Here is a 20136-nt window from a genome sequence, read left to right on the forward strand (position 1 = left end):
CGTGCGGCTCACCCGCCGCGGCGTCATCGTGCTGGCCTTCGCCGCCGGGTTCTACGCCCTCGGCGAACTGGCCGGGTACACGTTTTTCCGTGCCTTCGCGGGGATCGCGGCGGGCGCGGTGCTGATCGCGTTGGCCACCACCAGATTCCGGCCTCGGGTGGAGATCGGCCGCACCGTCCAGCCGGACAGGGTCGAGCGCGGGAAACCCGCGCTGGCCTCGCTCGTCGTGCGCAACACCGGCGCTCGGCGACACGGCGGTTTCGCCGCCGGCGACGGGATCGGGAGCGAAACGCATCGCCTGCGGGTCCGCCCGCTCGCGCCCGGCGCGGAAGCGACGTACCACTACGAACTGCCGACGACGACGCGCGGGAAACTGCGGGTCGGCCCGCTCGTGGTGCACCGGCCCGACCTGTTCGACCTCGCCCGCGGCGACCAGACCGTCGGCGGTACCGCGTGGTTGTGGGTGCATCCGCGACGGCATTCGGTGCGCGCGGCGCAGGCGGGTCATCCACGCCACCACCACGAAGGTCCGATCACCGACCCGCCGCTGCGCGGTTCGGCGGATCTGCGCGCGGTGCGGGAGTACGTCGTCGGAGACGAAGTCCGGCATCTGCATTGGAAGGCGACCGCCAGGACCGGACGGCTCATGGTGCGCGAGTACGCCGACCCCGCCCAGCCCCGGTTCACCGCGGTGCTCGACACGCGGCCCGCGTCGATGAGCCCGGCCGTTTTCGAAGAAGCCGTCGAGGTGGCGGCGTCCCTTTTCTACGCGTCGGCGTCGGCGGGACAGCACTGCCGCCTGATCACCGCCGCCGGTGCGGACACGCTGACCGACAGCGGCGTGCGCGCGGCGAGGACGTTGCTGGACGAACTCGCGCTCGTCACCCAGGACGCGGCGGACGACGCGCCGCTGCTGCCCTCGGTGCTGGCGGCCGCCGAACGCCCCGGCGGAGTGCTGGGGGTGATCACCGGTCCGGACGCCGATCTCGGCCACGCGGCCCGCTGGCGGCCCGACACCGTGGTCCGGCTCGGTGACCTCAGGCCGTCGGCGGGGTCCGGCGGCGTGATCATCGCGGTCGACGCCGCCGGTGCGGCCGCCCAATGGAATTCCTTGGTGGGGAAGGCATGAGCGCCGGATTCGATCGGATCGCGGTCGCCGGGCTGCTCGGCGCGACGACGGTCGCCGGACTGCTGTTCGCGCCCGTGTTCGGCTGGGCGCCGCTGCTCGTCCCGGTGCTCGTGGTCGTCCTCGTCGGTTACGGCTGCGCGGAGCTGACCGCGAAGTTCCCGAAACTCATGCCCTACCGGCCCTTGCTCGTCGCGCTGCTCGGCCTGCTCGGGTTGATCGAGACGGTGCTGGCCTCGACCACGCTCGCGTTCCTTCCCACGGGCGCCTCTTTGCAGGGGATCGCGCGCGGTTTCACCGAAGGCTGGCAGCTCACGCTGCAGTCCACCTGGCCCGCGCGGCCGATCCCCGAACAGCTGCTGTTCGTCCCGCTGTCGGTGCTGCTCGCCGTGGTACTCGGGCTGGAACTGGTGCTGCGACTGAAGAAGCCACTGGTCGCGCTCGTACCGAGCCTGGCCGTCGCCGGGCTCGCGCAGGCGTATCAGGCGTTGACGGGTGTCGTCGCGGTGGCGGCGGCGCTCGGGTACGCGCTGGCCGCCGGACTCCTGCTGTGGTCGGGGCGCCGCGTCCGGTCCGTGAGCCGGGCACCCGGCGTGCCGCGGTCCTGGCGCGTGACGGGATCGGCGATCTGGCCCGCACTGTCCACTGTGGTCGCACTCGTCGCCGGGGCGGTCGCGTTCGCCGGGCTCGATCCGATCGGCCGTGACCCGTTGACGCTCAAGGACACCCAGGCCGCGCCGCCGCCACGCGGCAGGCTCGGCAACCCGCTGAACGAGATCGCCCAGCGGCTCATCCGGCCGGACGAGGAGGTGTTCCGCTACCGCGGTGACACCCCGGTCGAGCAGTGGCGGCTGATCGTACTGAACGGTTTCGACGGCGTGAACTGGCTGCCCGATTCCCGGTTCCAGCGGCTCGGCGCTGGCCTCGACGGCGCTCCCGGTGGCACGGGTGGCACCGCTGAACTGAAGGTGCGCGGACTCTCGGGGCCTTGGCTCCCGAGTCATCAGGGTCTGACCGGTGTGGACGGTGTGACGCCGCTGGTGGACCAGTCCGCGGGCACCCTGATGCTGGAGTCGCCGTCGGCGGCTCAAGAACGGAACTACCGGCTGAGCTGGTCTTCGCCCGAGGTCGATCTCGGTTCGGCCGAGGTCGACGCGCGGGCCCCTGGCGGTCTCGGCGGGCTCGGCGCGGTGCCGCCGGACATCGAGCAGGTGGCCAACGACGCCGTACGCGGTCTGCGCCCGACGTTCCAGACCGCGTTGCAGCTGGAACGCTTCCTCAGCACGAACTATCAGGTCGCGGCGGGTACCGACGAGCTGCCGACCGGGCACGGCTGGCCGCAGCTGCGGCACTTCCTGCTGGAGAGCAAGCGGGGGACCAGCGAGCAGTTCGCCGCCGCGTATGTGGCGCTGGCGCGGATGAACGGCATCCCGGCCAGGCTCGTCGTCGGGTTCCGCGGTCCGTCCGAGACCGACGGCGGGATGCACGTCGTCCGCAACCGCGACGTCCTGGCGTGGCCCGAAGTCGCGGTCGCCGGGGCGGGCTGGGTTGCGCTCGACCCGACCGCCAAGGCGGGCAAGGCCGGGCAGAGTTCGGCAGGCCCAGGCAAAGCGGTCGCCAAGGCGAGGGCGCAACTGCCCGCCGAGCAGCAACTGCGGCCGCCTCAGCTCCCGCCGGGCACGCCGTCGGAGAACGCCGAGGACCAGACCGCCGACGCGGGTGCGGGCCGCTGGTGGATCGCCGTCGCCGCCGGGATCGTCCTTTTCGGACTCATGTGGCTCTTCGGGGTTCCGGCCGCGAAGGTCTTCCGTGCACGACGGCGACGCCGCCGGTCCGGCGCCGAGGGGGTGCTCGGTGCCTGGGACGAGATCCGCGACCGGTTGCGCGCGCACGGCGTGCCGTTCCGGATCGGGATGACCCCGCGCGACCTCGCCGAATCGGCCGGATCGCTTGCCGGGGACGGGATCCGCGAGCCGGTCGCCCGGCTGGCCAAGGTGCTGGACGTGACGCTGTGGTCCGGCGTCCCGGTGGGCGACGGCGCCGTCCGGCGGGCGTGGCAGGAGGTCGGCGAGGTACGCCGGGGCCTGGCCACCAGACCGTTCGCGGCTCGGGTGCTGGCGGCACTCGAGCCGCGGACCCTGGTGCCGATCAAGTCCCGCGAAGATCGCTGAAGGATCACGCGAGTTCCGCCCCCAAACACGCGAGTTCCGTCTCCAATCACGCGAGTTTCGCCTCCAATCACGCGAGTTCCGTCGTTCCGGCGAGCGCGGATGGCGGTTTCGCGTGATTGGACGGACGACACACGTGTCGGGACGGACGACACACGTGTCGGGACGGACGACACACGTGATTGGACGGACGACACGCGTGTCGTCCGTCTGATCACGTGTGTCGTCCGCTCGATCACGCGAAACCGCCGGTTCGGTACAGGCGAAGTACATGAAGGACCCCTTCCTGTACCTAGTGTCCTGCACCGGAAGTTCGCGCCGTAAATCCGTATCGATATCCGGCCGTTTCGCGCCTGGTCCGGGGGGCACGAGGTGAAGATGAGGCTCTTGACCGTCCGCAAGGGACGCCGGGCAGGTAGGTCGTGAGTGGTAAGTGTCGTTCTAACGACACTTACCACTCACGACCCCCGCTGAAAACCGCAAATTTATCCACAAGTCGGACACATCGCCCCCGAAAGTGTCCCTTATGGGCATTCGGGACGGGGCCGGCTCCTATGGCCGGTCCGGAACCTCGCTATGAAGGCCTCCTGGCTACCTTGAAGTCAGCGAAGTGCTCACGGCCTCAGCCGACAGCATCTTCACCGCACGAAACAAGAAACAAGATCCTTCGGCACCACGCCGAACTGCCACATGAACTTCCGACTCGGGACACTAGGCGCAAGGAAGGGGTCCTTCATGTACTGGCCGGGTCGCTACGGGTTGCAGCGGGCGCCGCGGATCGCGACCGGTTCGGTGGTGTAGATGTGGCGGCCGTCGGTCGCCCTGAGCTGGAAGCAGTACCGGCGCGCGGGGTCGACCGGGACGTCGAGGCTGCGCTGGCGGTGGGCGACGAGCTGTTTCGTCTCGACGCGCTCGCCCGCCATGATCACGACGAAGTCCAGTTCGCCTTCCGCGGTCCAGGTCAGCTGCACGTGATCGCTCTGGTCCTTCGGCGGCGCGAGGGCCAGCTTCACGTCCGGCGCCGGCGCGGAAACCGGTGAGGGCGGCGGGATCGCGGCCGCCACGGGGACGGCCTGCCCGCCGATCTCCGCCGGGCCGAGGACCAGCGGCACCACGGCCAGCCCGGCGGCGAGCGCGCCCGCGCCCGCCAGCGCGACGGTTTTCCAGGGAAGCTTGCGCTCGGTTTTGAGGGGACCGCTGAACTCCCGGATCAGGGTGCGGCCACCCGGCGGCGGCGCCTGCACCACCTGGACCGGCGCCGGAGCCGCGTGGACCGGCGCGGCGACGGGCCGGCGCACCTCGGCGAAGTCGTCGAATTCGACGTCGACGGGTTCTTCTTCGCTTGGTACGTCGAAGGATTCCCCGGTGACGACCTCGCCGCCGGGCGAGCGCAGCTTCGTGAACAGCCGTGCCAGCGACGCGACGTCGCGCGGGCGGTCGGCCGGTTCCTTGGCCAGCAACCGGAGGATCGTCGCGGAGAGTTCCCTCGGGACACCCGTCTCCTTGATCGGCGCCACCGGTTCCCGCAGCACCTGGAGGATCCGCTCGCCGGGCTGCTGCCCGGTGTGCCGGGGAAAAGGCGGCGTTCCGGTCAGCGCGGCGTAGAGCACCGCGCCGAGTCCATAAAGGTCGGACGCGGGGGAAAGCGTGTCGTCGCGCAGGGTTTCCGGCGCGGTGTACTCGACCGCGTACATCGGATCGCGCGGGAATCGCCGCCGCAGAGCCACGCCGAAGTCGGCGAGCACGAATTCGCCGGACGCGCGGTACAGCACGTTGTGCGGGCTCACCCCGCCGTGCAGGACGTCCGCTCCGTGCGCCGCGGCGAGTGCCGACGCGATCGCGGCGCCGAGGGCGAGCACGTCGGGAACACCCAGCCGCGCACCGGAATCCAGCAGACCGGCGAGTGAACCGGGACACAGTTCGCGGCGGATGCCGGACCGGCCCGACTGGGTCAGGACGTCGTCGATCTGCAGGACCGAACGCGTCGCCCGTACGGCGGCCAGCGCCTTCCGCTCGCGCTCGAGCCACGCGGAGGTCTCGCGGTCGAAGGTGCCGGGGAACATCTTGACCGCGAAGTCGTTACCCGTGACGGGATCCCGGCCCGCGTAGACGGTGGCGATGGGACCCTGGGCGAGTAGCCGCGGTCCGCCGACGCCTGTCTCGATGCTCATGACCCCATTGTCGCGCAAGAAGACCCGATTCGGCGTACTTTCCCGGCGGCAGGTTCCTGCCGCGGGGGCCCGGCGGCCCGCCCGCTGGCCGACCCTTTTCCCATGCAGACTGCCGGCCTGGTCAGGGTCACCATCACCACTCCGCACCGGCGCATCGACATGGCGCTGCCGGAACACGCGTCCGTCGCCGAAATCCTCCCCGGCCTGCTCGCGCGGGCGGGCGAGGGGATGGCCGACGACGGGGTCGCCGGCGGCGGCTGGCAGTTGCGCCGCGCCGACGGATCCGCCTTCGATCCGGATCGGACGCTGGGCGCGCACCGGGTCCGGGACGGGGAGATCCTCCATCTGACGCCGCGCCGTGCCGAATGGCCGGAGCTCGAGTACGACGACCTGGTGGACGCGATCGCCACCGGATCCGGCGGCCGGGCCTGGGGGCCGCGGCATACGCGCCGGGCGGGGCTGGCGGCCGGTGCCGCGGCCGCCCTGTTCGGGTTGGTCGCGGTGGTGCGCGCGGGACCGCCGTGGACGACGCCGGCGGCGTGGGCCCTCGCCGTTTCCGCGCTGCTCCTGACCGCGGGTGTCCTGCTCGCGCGGGCACTGCGTGACGCCGGGGCCGGGGCGGTCGTCGCCGCCGTCGCGTTGCCGTTCGCCTTCGCCGGCGGCGGTCTGCTGCTGGCGGGCGACGACCCGATCGGCGCGCTGTCCGCCGGTCATCTGCTGCTGGGAAGCGCGACGCTGCTGCTCGCGGCCGTCGTCGGCAGGCTCGGGGTGGTCGCCGCGCCGGAACTGTTCACGGGGGCGGCCACGGTCGGGTTGCTCGGCGTGCTCGGCGGCTGGCTGGCCACCTTCGACGATCTGGCGGGCTACCGGTCGGCGGCGGTGATCGGCGGCGGCGTGCTCATGCTCTCGACCACGTTCGCTCCGCTGGCGCTGCGGCTCGGCCGGGTGCCGATGCCGGTGCTGCCGCGGTCGACCGCGGACCTCGTCCGAGACGATCCCCAGCCGCCACTCGAACTCGTGCACGCCGCCGTGGCCAGAGCGGACGCGTTGCTCACCGGGATGCTGGGCGGTGCGGCGATCGTCGTCGTGTACTGCCAAGTGCAGTTGATCCGCAGCGACAGCGAGGCCGCGGTCGTCCTCGTCGCCCTGCTCGCGGCCGGTTTTCTGGTGCGGGCACGGTTGTACCCGATCCTGCGGCAGCGGGTGCCGCTATTGGTGACCGGGATCTTCGGCGCCGGATGCCTGCTGGCGGGGCCGCTCATGGCGGATCGTTCGCTGCTGCTCGTCCTCGCCGGTCCGCTGTCCTTGGCGGTGGCCGCGGGCGTGATCGCCTCCGGCGTCGTGCTGAGCACCCGCGCCGCCAACCCGTACCTCGGCAGGATCGCCGAGTACTTCGAGATCCTGGTGACGATCGCCGTCGTCCCGGTGGCGTGTTCGGTGCTCGGCCTGTACGGCTACGTGCGCGGACTGGGGGGCTGAAACCATGGCGTCCAAACGAGATCAACTGCAGGCGTACCAATTCCTGGTGCAGCGAGCCATTTCCGCGCTCGTGACCAGGGAGACCGATCCGGAGCAGCCGCCGTTCCGCCGCCCGTCCGGCGCCGCCTTCGCCGGTGTCGCGCTGGCGATCGTGGCGCTGGCCTGCGTCGGGGTCTACGGGATGATCGTGCCCGGCGGCAACAACGCCTGGCGTAAGAACGCCGCCGTCATCGTGGAGAAGGAGAGCGGGACCCGCTACGTCTACCTGGACGAACGGCTGCACCCTGTCGCGAACTACGCGTCCGCGCTGCTGCTGCTCGGCGAACACGGCACCACGGAAAGGGTTTCGCGCGACTCGCTCGCCGGAGTCCCACGAGGGCCCCGCATCGGCATCGCCGACGCACCGGACGGCTTGCCCGGCCCAGGAAAGCTGCTCACCGGATCGTGGTCGCTGTGCTCCGCGCCCGCGAGCGACCTGGCCGGCAGCCGGATCGAGGAATCGGTACTCCTGGCGGGTGCTTCACCTTCGGGTGGCGCGGCACTGGGAGACCAGGCGCTGCTGGTGGAATCGGCGTCGACCGGCGACCGCTTCGTCGTATGGCGCGGGCACCGGCACCGGATCAACGACTACGGCGCCGTCGGCACCGGCCTCGCGCTCACCGCCGAGCCGTGGGCACGGGTCGGGCGGGCGTGGCTCGACGTACTCCCGGAAGGAACGCCGATCGGCCCGCTCCCGGTGGCGGCGGCGGGCGAGGTGTCCACCGCGGTGCCGGGCCGGACCGACATCCGCAACGGGATGCTGCTGATGGTGCAGGCCTCCGGCGGCGGACAGCAGCACTACCTCGCCGAACGGGACGCCCTGCGGCCCATCACCGAACTGCAGTACGACGTCCAGCGCGCGAGCGCTCAGATGATGGCCGCTTATCCCGGCACGGAGCCGAAAACCGTGCCGCTGCCGCCTTCGCTGGCGACCATGTCCCGGCAACTGGACCCGGTCCAGGCCGAAGCGGGCTCGGCACCCGCCACCCGACCGGCCATCGCGCGCCTGCGCGACCAGGACACCACCGTGTGCGCCACCTTCGGCGACGGTTCCACGGCCCCTTCGCTGACCGTCGATCCCACGCTGCCGCCCGCGGATCCGATGTCGACCACCGCCCGCAGGACCGCGTCCGGGACCCCGCTCGCGGACCGCGTCCACGTGCCGCCCGGCAGCGCGATCGTCGTCGAGGCGATGCCTTCGGCGCAGGCCCCCGCCGGGACGCTGACCGTCGTGACCGACATGGGGCGCCGCTATCCGCTGGCTTCACCCGACGTACTGAAGATGCTCGGCTACCCGTCGGCGCGTCCGGTGCGGCTTCCCGCCGGCCTGGTCGCGCGGCTGCCCGAAGGCCCGAGCCTCGACCCCGCCGCTGCTCGGCGCCAGACCCTGGGCGGTTGAGGTCCCGAGTGTCCACAAGGGACATTTTCTGTCGGCTAAGTGGTTGGATGTGCGGTTTTCGACGGGGGTCGTGAGTGGCGATTCGGGTTCTATTGCTACGCCGGTGCCGCCGCTGAAACCCATGGTCGAGATGCGTCGCGAAAGCCACTTTCGCGACGCCTGAGGTCCCGAAAGTGGCTTTCGCGACACGGCCGCCCCACGGCTGCGAGCGAACCCCTGCGACCCGGCACGTTTGCGCTAACCCCTCTTTGTCACTCACGACCCCAATGCGCGACTCGCGTGCTTGGAGGCGTAACTCGCGCACCGCGGTGCGGCCACGAAACGCCAGGCGTCGTCGACACCTGGCGGTCCGGTCACTCCCTGGAGAGCAGGAAGATCTGTTCGGGAGGTTCGATGACGGCCGGTTCGGCGGCCACCGCCGCCGCGCGGCCCGGGCGCCAGCCGCGCCTGCGTCCCCGCGGCCGGAGCACCGCCACCAGCAGCGCGAACACGATCGCGACGCCCGCGACGGCGGTGAGCCATTTCGCCGCCGTCGCGCTGTTTTCACGGGCCGCGGCCCGATCGAGCTGTCCCTGGTCCGGTGGGGTGGGAACGAGGGCGGGCAGCGCTCCAGGGCTCTCGGTGTCCATGCTGTCGGTCACCGCCCGGTAAGGGTCGACCACACCGGCCCCGAACGCCTGACTGTGCAGACCGCCGCGTGCCGGGTTCGCGGTCGCCATCAAGCGGCGCGCCACTTCCGGAGCGGTCAGCCGCGGCCAAGCCGACCGGACCAGTGCCGCGGTGCCGGAAACGAACGGCGCGGCGTAGCTGGTGCCATCGGTGTACACGTGCCCGCCCGCCCGCGTCGGAGCCAGCACCTTGGCGCCAGGAGCGACGATGTCCACGTAGCGGCCGATCTGGGAACCGGGCATCAACGCCCCGTCGATGTCGATGGCGCCGACACCGAGGACCCCGTCGTACGCGGCCGGGTAGGACGGAAGTTCGGCGGTCGATTCGCGCTGGGTGTTACCTGCCGCGGCGATCACCAACGCGTCCCTGGACACCGCGTAGGCGACCGCGTCCCGGATGACGGCGAAGTCGTCTTGACCGGCGAGGGAAAGATTGATCACCTTCGCCCCCTGATCAGTCGCGTAGCGGATGCCGTTGGCCACGACCTGCGGATCGATCCGGAGGGATCCGCCCCGGTCGTCGAAGTCGCGGTCACTGATCCGTACCGGGAGGATCTCCGCGTCCGGGGCCACCCCGTGGAAACCGATACCGGCCGCCGGATCGGCGGCGATGATGCCGGCGACGCCGGTGCCGTGCGACACACAGTCGAACGCTCCGGGAAGGGAGCCCGCCTGATGGAAGTCGCGGCCCGCGCGGACCTTTCCCGGCCTGGCGAGCTGCGGGTGATCGGCGTCGACGCCGGAGTCGACCACCGCGACCAGGACCCCGGAACCCTTGCCGTACGGCCACACCCGTTGCGGGCTCAGCAATTGCTGTGCCCACGGCTGTGCTCGTACCGGTGGCCGCGCCGGGTCCGGATCGTGGCAGACGCCGGGCGGCGGCGCCGCGTGCGCCGCCCCCGCGCCGCTGAGGGCCTGAACGGCCGCCGCGGCCATCACGGCGGCGACGGCGGACATCCGGTGTCGTCTCATGATGCCATCGTCCGGGCGGATACCGCTCGGAGACAGGTTCTTGGCCGCAACCGGCCACCCGAACGACGACGGCCGAGGGCGACGGGCGTTTCCGGTGCCCCGTCGTCCCTCGGCCGTCGCCGATCAGCTCATCACGTGGTGTGCCACAACTCCTTGTCGAGGAGTTGCACCGAGGTGGACTCCGATTCCCCGGTGCGCGGGCGTTTCGGGGCCAGGCGGCCGAAAGCCTGATCCCCGCTGCCGGAACGGCCGCGGAGTTCGGCAGGCACGCCTTCGGTTCCCTCGGCCGTCTTCCTCGACGAGCCGGCGCGGCCGGTCGGCTGGTTCGCGGACCCGGGCTGGAGGGTTCCGGGCGGGGAGGCTTGACCGGACGCGGGCGGCATCATCGGCGGTGTGCCGCCACCGGTGGCCGGTTTGGCGGTCGCGCCGGTGTTCGTTCCGGCCGCGGTGGGGGCACCTTCGGCGATGCTCTGCGTGGCGCGTTTCGTCACGGCCGCTTTCGACATGGGCACGCCGCCGGCGCCCGTCCCGGCGGCGCCCAGCAGGCCGAGCCCCGAGGCGACCGGCGCGCCGGAGACCGGCGGCAAGCCCCCGCCGGGAAGGCCGGCGGGAAGACCGGGGGTGACCTGCGGCAGGGTGGATGTGAGGCCTGCCAGGGACGGGCCACCGTCCGCGGACCAGCCGGGAATGTTCTGGCCCAGCGCCGACGAATCGAGTCCCGTCGCCCCGCCGGAACCGCCTGAGGTCAGCGACGAGCTGAGGTCCTGCAGCTCCTGCAGCGTCGTCATGCCGGCGGTGGCCGCCTTGAGTACATCGGCCGGCGAGTTGCCCTCCGTGGAGACCTGCTGCGCGGGCAGCACTTCGGCCGGGTTCCGCACGCCGGACGCGGCGACCACCTGTCCGATCGACATGTCGAATTCGGCGGCGAGCGTGTTCATCGCGGTGGCCGACAACTGCTGGAAGCCCGCCGCGGCCGCGGCGCCGAGGCCGAACGGGGCCCCGATCGCCGCGAGGTAGCTGCTGTAGAAACCGGCGACGGCCGCGGCGGTCGCCGGGATCGAGGCGGCGAGGGTGTTCAGCGCCGCGGCGGGCTGCGCCGCGTCGATCCGCTCGCCCCACATCTTCAGCTCGGCAAGGGTCCGCTGTGTCTTCTCCTCCATCGCGCGGCCGTTCTCGTCCGTCCACTGTGGAGAAAGCTCGGCCACTCTGGTGTGCAACTCCACTTGGGCCGCGTCGATCCAGCCGCGCACCTCGGTCCACATCCGCGCCGCGTCGGTGAGCACCGAGATGTTGCCGTTCTCGGCCTTGATCATCTCCACGTGCATCTCGATGGGCAGCATGTTGTAGGGGATCACGGTTCGCTCCTCAGACCGAGTCGGGCTGGACGGTGGACGGCTGCGCGGCCGCGCCGGTGTCATCGGTGGCACCGGTGGCGGAGTCCGCCTGGTTGAGTGAGCTCGCGGTCTGCTTGAGGATCGACATCCCCTGGTTCGCGACCTTGACCGTCGCGCTCGCCAGTTCCAGCGCGCTGGCCACCTCGGCGGCGGAGTAGGCGCTCGCGGCCGCGCCGACCTTTCCCGAGTAGGTCACCATCTCCTCGGTCATCTTGGTCAGCAGCGCGAGCATGCTCGCGGTCGCCGCCTTGTCCAGCAAGGACATGGCGACGCCCTCGAACAAACCGGCCAGGCTGGGCATCGTGCCCAGCCGTTGCATCAGTGACGGTGGCATCGTGGGCGCGGTGAGATGCTGGGAGAACGCACTCATCGCGACGGGATCGCCGTTGATCTCTTTTCCGGGCATGTGCCCCTCCTCAGTGTCCGGAGCGGAATTTCGCCGCGCTGTCCTGTTGGTTCACTTGCCACAGCTCCTCGTCGAGCAGCTGCACCGTGGTGCTCTCCGGGTCCCACTGGCGTTGCGGCGCGGCGGGCGGCGACTTCCGTTTCCCGTTGACCGCCCGGCCGAGCAGCGGCACCCCCGGCGTTCCCGCGGGTTTGCCGCGTTGCCGTCCGACGGGTCGTTCCGCGTCACCGGGTTTGATGCCGCCGTTCTCGCCTTTCCCGGCCCCGTTGTTCGGCATCATCGGTGGCGGCATCCCGCCCGCGCCCGCCGCTCCCGCGGTGGAGGCCGAACCGCGGCCCAGTCCGGACACCATCGGCGCGGCACCCGCGTTCAGCCCGGCTCCGGGCATCGAGCTCCCCGTGCCGGGAATCGCCCCGGCACCACCGGCTCCACCGCTCACACCGGCGCCGCCCGCCCCGGAAAGTCCTGCGGTGTCCGGCATCCCGGCCAGCGAGGGAAGGCCGGACGTGCCGCCGTCGGCGTAACCGGCGTAATCCGCATAGTCGGCGTAGTCGCCCAGTTTCGATGGGTCGATGCCGGAAAGATCGGGGAGCTCGGGAGTTCCGGCGCCCGATCCGCCGAGCAGCTGCTCGGCCGCCGACAACGCGTCACTCAGCGCGCTGAGGGTTTCCGTGGCGTCTTCCACCGGGTTGGTGGTGGGATTCTGTTCGCTCGGCTGCTCGGGCGTTGTCGGGTCCGGTGTTCCCGGATCCTCCCCGGGAAGGGCGCCGGCGTTCGGCGCACCGGAGCCGTTGCCGAGCCCGGTATCCTGGTTGTAGCCCGGTCCGGAGCCGAGCTGGGTCGGCCCGTTCCAGGGACGGCCTCGAGCGGCGAGCATGGCGTGCCCGGTGCGCAGATATTGCTTCGCGACCAGATCCAGCAGCTCACCCACCTTCTCCCGTGCCCTCTTGGCTTCCTGCTTTCGCTCGTCGGGGTCGGTCTTGGCGTTGACGATCCCGACCCACATGTTCATGATCGATCGGGTCGCCTCCATCTCGGCCAGCAGCATGCCTATCTGCTGGAAGAGATGGGATTCGTCGATACTGCCGGTGGACCTTTTCGGCGCGCCCTCCGGGCCCTGTTCCTGTCCTCCCCAGGAACCGAGCCCTTCCTCGGAGACCTCGTCCACCCAGTTGACGAACGACCGCCCCACCTCGTCGTCCCAGGAAGGTCCCCGGATGCTGTTGGTCGCCGCCCGCAGGGTCGCGTGCGTGTCGTCGACCCACATCCGTGCCTGTGCCCACATGTCCCGGGCCGCGGTCAGCGCGGGATAGGTGTTCTGCATCTCCGCTTGGAACATTTTCACTTGCGCGTCGAAATCGACGCCTTTGTAGGTCATCGTTCAAGTCCTGTCAGGATGTCTTGGGGTGGCATGTCCGGTCACACGAGTGGTCCCGACGGGTTCCCCAGGCCCGGGATGTCCGGCGGTACCACCGCGGGGCCCGTTTCCTCCTTAGGCGGACGGCTGGTGGTCGCCAGCACCGCCGACTGCGCCGCTTCGCCCGCTGCCCGGTAGGCGCTCGCGCTCTTCCCCGCCATGGCACCGAAGATCTGTACGCCGGGACTTGCCTTCTCCAGAAAAGACTTCAGCGCGTCGGTGATGTACTGATCGGCGCCGGCCAGGGACGCGCATTCCGGCATGCCACCGCATTCCTTGATCGGCTCCCGATCGATCTTCGGAGCGGCCCTGATTCTCTGCACCTCACTCGCGAAGGAATCCAGCGCCGGAATCCACGCGTCGACCTTGCCACCCATGTGCTCCTCCAGTGCTGTTCCTCGGATACTTGTGTTTTCCCAAGCCAACCAGCGACGACGGCCGCGATGGCGGCTCCGGCAGCTTCCGGCCACGGACGGCTACGCCTTCGGCGGGAGCCAGGCGAGCTGGACCAAACCCTTGTGGCCACGGCGATCCACCAGCCAGCCGCGGCCGGGCGGGAGCACCTGGGCGCGCATGCCGCCGAGCAGCGGTCCCTCGTCCCGGTCGCCGGACATCATCAGCCCGGGCGTTCCGACCTCCCGCAGCCGGGAAAGGAACGGCTCGAACAGCCCTCGTCCCGCGCCGCCGGAGCGGCGGGCGAGCACCACGTGCAGGCCGATGTCCGAGCCCTGCGCCGCCAGCGGCAGCAGCGGCATCAGCGGATGCTTCTCGTGCGTGGCCACCATGTCGTAGTCGTCGACGAGCACGAAGATCTCCGGTCCGTGCCACCAGTTCCGCGCCCGCAGCTGTTCCGGCGTGACGTCCGCGCCCGGCAGCCGCTTCGCCATCGACGCGGCCACCTCGGCCAGCAGCTCGCCGCTGTACGCGTCGTTGGTGCCGTACCCGAGCAAGTAGTCCTCGCCGACCTCGCCGAGCAGCCCGCGCCGATGATCGATCAGGATGATCCGGGCTTCGTTCGGCGTGTACGCGCCCTCGATCCGGCGAGCCAGCGTGCGCAGGAACGTCGTCTTGCCGGACTGGGTGTCGGCCAGCAGGAAGAAGTGCGGGTCGGCGGTGAAGTCCAGCCGCATCGGGGAAAGGTCCTTCTCGTGGATGCCGACCGCGCGCCCGGCGTCGGCGCCGGTCAGCTCGTCGGCTTCGGGCAGCTCCTCGAACGGGAACGTTCCCGGCAGCAGCCGGACCGGTGGCGCGGACTCGCCGGGCCAGGCCGACCGGACCGCGTCGACGAGAGCGCCGATCCCGCCGACCAGGTCCTCGGTACTCGCGGACCCGTCGATCCGGGGGAGCGCCACCAGCATCTGGTGCTTGCTCATCGAAATGCCCCGGCCGGGGGCACCCGAGGGCACCCCCATGGCGGCGCGGCGGTCGATCAGTGAGTCGATCGGGTCGCCGACCTTCAGTTCCAGCTTGCTGGCGAACAGGTCCCGCACGTTCATGCGCAGGTCGAACGAACGGGAACAGCTCACCAGCAGGTGCACGCCGTAGGAAAGGCCGCGGGCGGCGATGTCCCCGACCGTCTCCTCCAACTGGTCGAACTCGCCGCGCAGGGTCTGCCAGCCGTCGACGACCAGGAACACGTCGCCGTGGGGCTGGTCGGCGAACCGGCCCTCGGCACGCAGCTTGCGATAGGTGACGATGCTGTCGATCCCGTGCTCGGCGAACAGCCGTTCCCGCTGCGCCAGCACGGTGGCCACCTCGGCGACGGTACGGCGCACCGCGCCGGTGTCCAGCCGCCCGGACACCCCGGAGACATGGGGGAGGCCGGCGATCGAGGCGAGCGTGCCGCCACCGAAGTCGAGGCAGAAGAACTGCACCTCGCGCGGGGTGTGGGTGAGCGCGAGGCTGCTGATCAGCGTGCGCAGCGTGGTGCTCTTGCCGGTCTGCGGCGCGCCGATCACCAGCACGTGCCCGGCCGCGCCCGACAGGTCGAGCCGCAGCGGATCGCGGCGCTGCTCGTACGGCCGGTCCACGATGCCGATCACCGGCCGAAGCCCGCCGGGTCGCTCGGTGGTCAGCCCGCGCGCGGGGTCGGTGGTGAGCGCGGGCAGCAGCGCGTCGAGCGTCGGCGACTCGTCCAGCGGCGGCAGCCACACTTGATGAGCCGGTGTGCCCTGGCCCTGCAACCGGTCCACCAGGATGTCCAGCAGGGTTTCGCCGACCGCGGTGTCCTGGTCCGGTTCGGGGGTCTCCGGCTCGTCGCCGGTGTCCAGCTCGGCGGCCAGATAGTGCGTGGTGTACTCGCGCAATACCAGTTGTTCTTGTGAGGTAAGGGAAGCCGCGCGTCCGGTCTGACGCTGGTAAACGCCGGAAACGTAGGCCGAGCGGAACCGGTCGAGCTGATCGGTGCCCACTTTGAGGAAACCGTGGCCGGGCGCCCTCGGCAGCCGGAACGCGTCCGGCATGCCGAGCACCGTCCGGCTCTCCATCTCCGAGAAGGTCCGCAGGCCGATCCGGTAGGAGAGATGTCCTTCGAGGCCGCGCAGCCTGCCCTCGTCCAGTCGTTGCGAGGCGAGCAGCAGATGCACCCCGAGCGACCGGCCCAACCGGCCTATCTGGACGAACATGTCGATGAAATCCGGTTTGGCGGACAGCAATTCGGAGAACTCGTCGCAGATCACCAGCAGGGTCGGCACCTCGGGCAGCGGCGCACCCGCCGCGCGGGCCTTCTCGTAGTCGCGCAGCGAGTCGAAGTTCCCGGCCGCGCGCAGCAGTTCCTGCCTGCGGATCAGTTCGCCGTTGATGGCGTCGGTCATCCGGTCGACGAGATGCAGTTCCTCGGCGAGGTTGGTGATCACCGCGCTGGTGTGCGGCAGCGAGTCCAGCCGGGTGAAGGTGGCGCCGCCCTTGAAGTCGACCAGCGCGAAGTTCAGCGAGCTCGGCGGATGTGTCGCGGCCAGCGCCAACACCAGCGTCCTCAGCAGTTCGGACTTGCCCGCACCGGTCGCGCCGATCAGCAGACCGTGGGGGCCCATGCCGTCCTGCGCGGATTCCTTGAGGTCGAGCTCGATCGGCGCCCCGTCCGGGTGGATCCCGATCTTGACCCGCAGCCGGTCGCGGTTCGGCCGGGGCGTCCAGGTGTCGGCGGGATCGAACTCGTACGGGTCGCCGAGTTCGAGCAGTTCGGCGAGGCCGAGTTCGCTGGTCATCGGCGCGTCACCGCGCACGCCCGCGGTGAGCCGCAGCGGGGCGAGCTGCCGGGCGAGCCCTTCGGCGGCCACCGCGCCGAGCGCGTCCGCCCGGCCGAGCGGGATCTCGCCGTCGATCGTCTCGCTGACCAGATCGCCGTCCTCGGCCACGGCCAGCACCACGGTGGTCCGGTCCAGGGCCCTCGGCGGCATCGTGGTCAGGTCGACCACCGTCACGCCCTCGACGCCGCCGCCGGTCATCAGATGGTCCGACCCGGCCATCGAGCCGCCGTCCAGCACGACCACGAGCTGCGGGCCGGAGACCCGGGTGTCCACCTCGGGATCGAACCTCGGGCGCCTGGCCAGCTCCTCTTCAAGCATCGCCTCCAGAGCCGGGATCGTCGGTGCGACAAGGCGAAGCGGACCGAGCGCGTCGGTGCGTTCCGGGTGCAGCGCGTGCGGCAGCCACTTGATCCATTCCCACTCCGCGCGCTCCCGCTCGCCGACGCACACCGCGATCCGCAGGTCGTCGGGCGAGTGGAAGGTGGCCAGCTGAGCCAGCATCGCCCGCAGCATGCCGAGATGCCGCGCCCGGTCACCACGCAGATAGATCCGGCTGAAGCCGTTGATCGCGATCCCCAGCGGCAGCCCGTCGACCGTCGTATACGTGGTGATGAACCGGCGTAAAGCCAACGCGGACAAAGGTTCCAGCTCTTCGAGCGGTTTGGTGTCCGGCGAGACCAGGGTGGTCGCCGGAGCCTGCGGACCGGTGCCGATCCGGGCGATGCCGAAGTCCGGGTCGTCCTTGCGCCGCTCCCACAGCCGGTAGCTGGCGGCCAGCGACCACAGCGATTCCGGAGCCGGGTGCAGATACTCCATCGCGTCGCGTTGCCCGCGCACCGAGCGCCGCAGTCGCAGCCGATGCTGGGCCAGCTGGCGAAGGTACTTGCGCCGGGCATGCCCCATCTCCCGCTTGCTCGGGCCGCCGCCCTGCAGGAAACCGGTCACCACCATGCCGAGCATGCCGACGCCCATCAGGCCGTACACGACGAACCGGATCGATCCGGTCATGCTGCCGGAGAACATCAGCATCATCGCGGCCATCATGGCCACCATCGGTATCACCGTCAGCACCTGCAGCCATTGCCGCGCGGGCGGCGGCGGGATCTCCGGAGGTGCTTGCAGGATCAGCTCGCCGGCCGGCAACTCCGGTGCGGGCCTCCTGGCCGGTCTCTTCACCACGATGGTCGTCACACCGCGATCGTCCGCCGGTCATGGCGTGGACAGGGAGTGATGGCAGGAACGTGCCGAACCCGCCGATCGCGCCGGTTCGCTGGCTAACTTGAGGCGCAAGGGTCCATTTCGGAAGAGAGAGGGACGTATGAGCGACGGTCGCGTCGATATCCAATTACCGGTCGTACAGAACCTGGTCAACAAGACTGATCAAAGCATCCAGCAACAGCTCGCCGCGCATCGCGCGCACGCCGCGCGAGATCTCGATGCCCTCAATGAGGGGCTGGGCGGTGCCGTGAAGCAGGCAGGTATCACCGGAAACATGGGCCGTGTGGATCTCTTCACCAATCAGGTTCATCCGTTCGCCCAGCAACTCGTCGACTCGGGGAACTCGGTCGTCAAGGTTTCGGGCGGGTTCGCGGCCGAAGCCCAGCAGGCGATGATCGCCAAGGCCATCAACCCGTCTTAGCAAGGAGGTATCCCATGTCGATGGACGACCACTACAAGACCGTGTACCACATCGTCGGCGCGGCCCAAGACGACATGCACAGGATGGCCACCGACCTCGGCCAGGCGGCCGAGGACGATCTGAGTGCCATGCGCAACGTCGCGGGTTTCGCTTGGAACGGCAGCAACAGTGAGGAAATGAGCCTCAAGTACGCGCAGACGTGCAAGAACACCGGTTCCTACGCGGACGACGCGCACGGCACCGCCGGTTCGTACGGCAATGTCGTGAACATCGGGCAGACGTGCGAGACGCAGGTCAGCAACATCATCGGCATCTAGCGGCCGAGACGACGAAACCCCGGCGGGTCACGGCCCGCCGGGGTTTCCTTTTGGGCGGCGGGGGCGTGGGTGGAGATTCGGGTTCTAACGACCAGACACGCGAGTCACGCCTTGCCGAAGTACATGAAGGCCCCCTTCCAGTGCCTTGCAGGTCAGGCGACTATTCCTGCACTGTCGCGGGGCCGCATGTGCCGGTGGTGGAGCTTGATTCTGGACGCCGGCGGGGCTTCAGTGTCCACAAGGGACACCGCCGGGCGATTGAGTGTCCGATTGATGCCGCTATGCACGTTTCTGCGCGGGGTCGTGAGTGGCAATGAGGGTTAGAACGACAAAAATCACTCACGACCCCCTCGCGAAACCGTGCAAGTCACCCAAATCGGGCACCATTGTCTCGTAAAGTGTCCCTTGTGGACAGTCCAGAGCCGGGTGAAGCTCGCTCCTGTCGAGTCCACCACGACACGTTCGCCTAGTCCCGCTCTAGCGGCGGAGCCGACCAGCAGTTATGCGACTTTGCCGGCACCCTGACCTAGGCGCAAGGAAGGGGGCCTTCCTGTACTTCACGACCAGCCGCCGAAGTCACAACCGCCCCACCGTCACCAGGGACCACATCCGACGGTAGCGAAAGCCTCCTTCACTACCCTCAGAGTAGGCAAGGAGGCCCTCACTACCAGGAGAACGCCTACGCAGAAGCGACACAGGCCCCACGCCACGACAGATTTGACGTTCCCCTCAATAACCCGGATCGCCCGCGCAATGTACCCAAAATGGACACTATTGCCTGCCCGGTGTCCCTTGCGGACGGTCGCGAAACGGCCGGATATCGATACGGATTCACGGCGCGAACTTCCGGTGCAGGACACCCGCGGCCGAGACGACGAAACCCCGGCGGGTTTCCTTTTGGGCGGCAGGGTTCGTGCTTGGCCGGAAGCGGCCAGGCGTGCCCAGGGTCCCCGCACCCGGGTGAGACTGGCCTTACGTGTCAAGGGAGGAACTGTGGAGCCGGACATGTACGCGGACTACGAACAGCTGGCCGAAGACGTGCGGACCATGCAACGGCGCATGGCCGGGATCCGGGCCACCGCCGAATCCGACGACGGGTTGATCAGCGCGACCGTCGGTGGCGCCGGCGAACTTCTCGAACTGACGCTCGATCCGCGCATCTACCGCACCGCCGACTCGGCCGCGCTGGCCAAGGACATCACCGACACCATCCACGAGGCGGTCGAGTCGTCGACCGAACAGGGACTGGCGATCGCGGCGGGTTTCCTGCCGCCCGGTATGGACGCCGACGCCGTCGATCTCCGGTTCGATCCGGTGCTGCGCCGGTTGGATCGGCCGGAGCTGGGTTACGGCCGATGAGCGGGATGGACGGGAACAACGATGGCAAGGTCGACATCTTCTTCCAGCCGACCCGGCAGGAGCTGGCGAATCTGAGGGCCGCGGGTACCGACTTCGAGACCGAGTGGGCGAAATGCCGCAAGGCCATCGAGGACATCACCCCGCTGCTGGGTTTCGGGAAGCTGGGCGAGGCGTTCCAGGACTGCGCGGACAACACCCCCGGCCTCGTCGAGAGCGCGAACGGGGTCGACGACAACTTCGGCAACTTGGCCACCAACGGGGAGAGCGGCGTCAAGATCTACGAGAGCGCGCAGACCGAGGCGACCGACCAGCTCGGATCCTGAGCGGGTACGCG

15 protein-coding genes are annotated in these 20136 nt (G+C 70.0%); 8 read left to right on the top strand and 7 right to left on the bottom strand.

Annotated elements, in window-relative coordinates:
• The first annotated feature begins 1 nt into the window (after position 1).
• On the top strand, positions 2-1129 hold the full coding sequence (locus tag DMH03_RS14730; protein ID WP_125792521.1) for a DUF58 domain-containing protein: 1128 nt from the start codon (positions 2-4) through the stop codon (positions 1127-1129).
• Positions 1126-3297, top strand: a complete 2172-nt coding sequence (locus DMH03_RS14735) for a transglutaminaseTgpA domain-containing protein (protein WP_125792522.1) — start codon at positions 1126-1128, stop codon at positions 3295-3297. Before DMH03_RS14730 ends, DMH03_RS14735 begins: the two co-directional genes overlap by 4 nt.
• Before the next feature lie 749 nt (positions 3298-4046).
• Here the strand turns inward: DMH03_RS14735 and DMH03_RS14740 are convergent.
• Entirely contained in the window at positions 4047-5465 is a 1419-nt protein-coding gene (locus DMH03_RS14740; RefSeq protein WP_125792523.1) for a protein kinase, read from the bottom strand.
• 102 nt (positions 5466-5567) lie between these two features.
• Here DMH03_RS14740 and eccD point away from each other — a divergent pair, with 102 nt between their 5' ends.
• Positions 5568-6944, top strand: a complete 1377-nt coding sequence (gene eccD, locus DMH03_RS14745) for a type VII secretion integral membrane protein EccD (protein ID WP_125792524.1) — start codon at positions 5568-5570, stop codon at positions 6942-6944.
• A gap of 4 nt (positions 6945-6948) precedes the next feature.
• Entirely contained in the window at positions 6949-8382 is a 1434-nt protein-coding gene (gene eccB, locus DMH03_RS14750) for a type VII secretion protein EccB (protein WP_125792525.1), read from the top strand.
• 353 nt (positions 8383-8735) lie between these two features.
• Here the strand turns inward: eccB and mycP are convergent, their stop codons facing one another.
• From mycP to eccCa, 6 genes are all read right to left on the bottom strand, one after another.
• The gene (mycP, locus tag DMH03_RS14755; RefSeq protein WP_233611512.1) at positions 8736-10022 is read right to left on the bottom strand and encodes a type VII secretion-associated serine protease mycosin; all 1287 of its coding nucleotides are present in this window, start codon (positions 10020-10022) and stop codon (positions 8736-8738) included.
• A 131-nt stretch (positions 10023-10153) separates the two neighbouring features.
• A complete protein-coding gene (locus DMH03_RS14760; protein WP_233611513.1) occupies positions 10154-11377 on the bottom strand; it encodes a hypothetical protein in 1224 nt (407 codons plus the stop codon).
• Positions 11378-11387: 10 nt separating this feature from the next.
• Positions 11388-11822 (bottom strand): hypothetical protein, encoded by a 435-nt coding sequence (locus tag DMH03_RS14765; RefSeq protein ID WP_125792526.1) that lies wholly within the window; start codon positions 11820-11822, stop codon positions 11388-11390.
• A gap of 10 nt (positions 11823-11832) precedes the next feature.
• On the bottom strand, positions 11833-13200 hold the full coding sequence (locus DMH03_RS14770; protein WP_125792527.1) for a hypothetical protein: 1368 nt from the start codon (positions 13198-13200) through the stop codon (positions 11833-11835).
• A gap of 41 nt (positions 13201-13241) precedes the next feature.
• Positions 13242-13616, bottom strand: coding sequence for a hypothetical protein (locus DMH03_RS14775; RefSeq protein ID WP_125792528.1), 375 nt, complete (start codon positions 13614-13616; stop codon positions 13242-13244).
• A 99-nt stretch (positions 13617-13715) separates the two neighbouring features.
• Complete coding sequence (gene eccCa, locus DMH03_RS14780; protein ID WP_125792529.1) at positions 13716-17678, bottom strand: type VII secretion protein EccCa; 3963 nt, start codon at positions 17676-17678, stop codon at positions 13716-13718.
• Positions 17679-17805: 127 nt separating this feature from the next.
• Here eccCa and DMH03_RS14785 point away from each other — a divergent pair, with 127 nt between their 5' ends.
• The 4 genes from DMH03_RS14785 (at position 17806) to DMH03_RS14800 (ending at position 20125) form a co-directional block, all read left to right on the top strand.
• Positions 17806-18126 (top strand): hypothetical protein, encoded by a 321-nt coding sequence (locus tag DMH03_RS14785; RefSeq protein WP_125792530.1) that lies wholly within the window; start codon positions 17806-17808, stop codon positions 18124-18126.
• 14 nt (positions 18127-18140) lie between these two features.
• The gene (locus DMH03_RS14790; protein WP_125792531.1) at positions 18141-18443 is read left to right on the top strand and encodes a hypothetical protein; all 303 of its coding nucleotides are present in this window, start codon (positions 18141-18143) and stop codon (positions 18441-18443) included.
• A 993-nt stretch (positions 18444-19436) separates the two neighbouring features.
• Complete coding sequence (locus tag DMH03_RS14795) at positions 19437-19802, top strand: YbaB/EbfC family nucleoid-associated protein (RefSeq protein WP_233611514.1); 366 nt, start codon at positions 19437-19439, stop codon at positions 19800-19802.
• Positions 19799-20125 carry a hypothetical protein gene (locus tag DMH03_RS14800; RefSeq protein WP_125792532.1) on the top strand — a complete coding sequence of 109 codons (327 nt, stop codon included), beginning with the start codon at positions 19799-19801 and terminating at the stop codon, positions 20123-20125. The genes DMH03_RS14795 and DMH03_RS14800 overlap by 4 nt, the downstream gene beginning before the upstream one ends.
• Positions 20126-20136 lie beyond the last annotated feature (11 nt).

This window comes from Amycolatopsis sp. WAC 01376, from assembly GCF_003947415.1.
In the GTDB taxonomy this organism is placed as follows: Bacteria; Actinomycetota; Actinomycetes; order Mycobacteriales; family Pseudonocardiaceae; genus Amycolatopsis.

Coding starts and splice junctions, on each gene's coding strand:
- DMH03_RS14800 (WP_125792532.1), top strand. CDS start 19,799: ATGAGCGGGATGGACGGGAACAACGATGGCAAGGTCGACATCTTCTTC.
- DMH03_RS14740 (WP_125792523.1), bottom strand. CDS start 5,465: ATGAGCATCGAGACAGGCGTCGGCGGACCGCGGCTACTCGCCCAGGGT.
- DMH03_RS14770 (WP_125792527.1), bottom strand. CDS start 13,200: ATGACCTACAAAGGCGTCGATTTCGACGCGCAAGTGAAAATGTTCCAA.
- DMH03_RS14735 (WP_125792522.1), top strand. CDS start 1,126: ATGAGCGCCGGATTCGATCGGATCGCGGTCGCCGGGCTGCTCGGCGCG.
- eccB (WP_125792525.1), top strand. CDS start 6,949: ATGGCGTCCAAACGAGATCAACTGCAGGCGTACCAATTCCTGGTGCAG.
- eccD (WP_125792524.1), top strand. CDS start 5,568: ATGCAGACTGCCGGCCTGGTCAGGGTCACCATCACCACTCCGCACCGG.
- DMH03_RS14765 (WP_125792526.1), bottom strand. CDS start 11,822: ATGCCCGGAAAAGAGATCAACGGCGATCCCGTCGCGATGAGTGCGTTC.
- DMH03_RS14785 (WP_125792530.1), top strand. CDS start 17,806: ATGAGCGACGGTCGCGTCGATATCCAATTACCGGTCGTACAGAACCTG.
- mycP (WP_233611512.1), bottom strand. CDS start 10,022: ATGAGACGACACCGGATGTCCGCCGTCGCCGCCGTGATGGCCGCGGCG.
- DMH03_RS14790 (WP_125792531.1), top strand. CDS start 18,141: ATGTCGATGGACGACCACTACAAGACCGTGTACCACATCGTCGGCGCG.
- DMH03_RS14775 (WP_125792528.1), bottom strand. CDS start 13,616: ATGGGTGGCAAGGTCGACGCGTGGATTCCGGCGCTGGATTCCTTCGCG.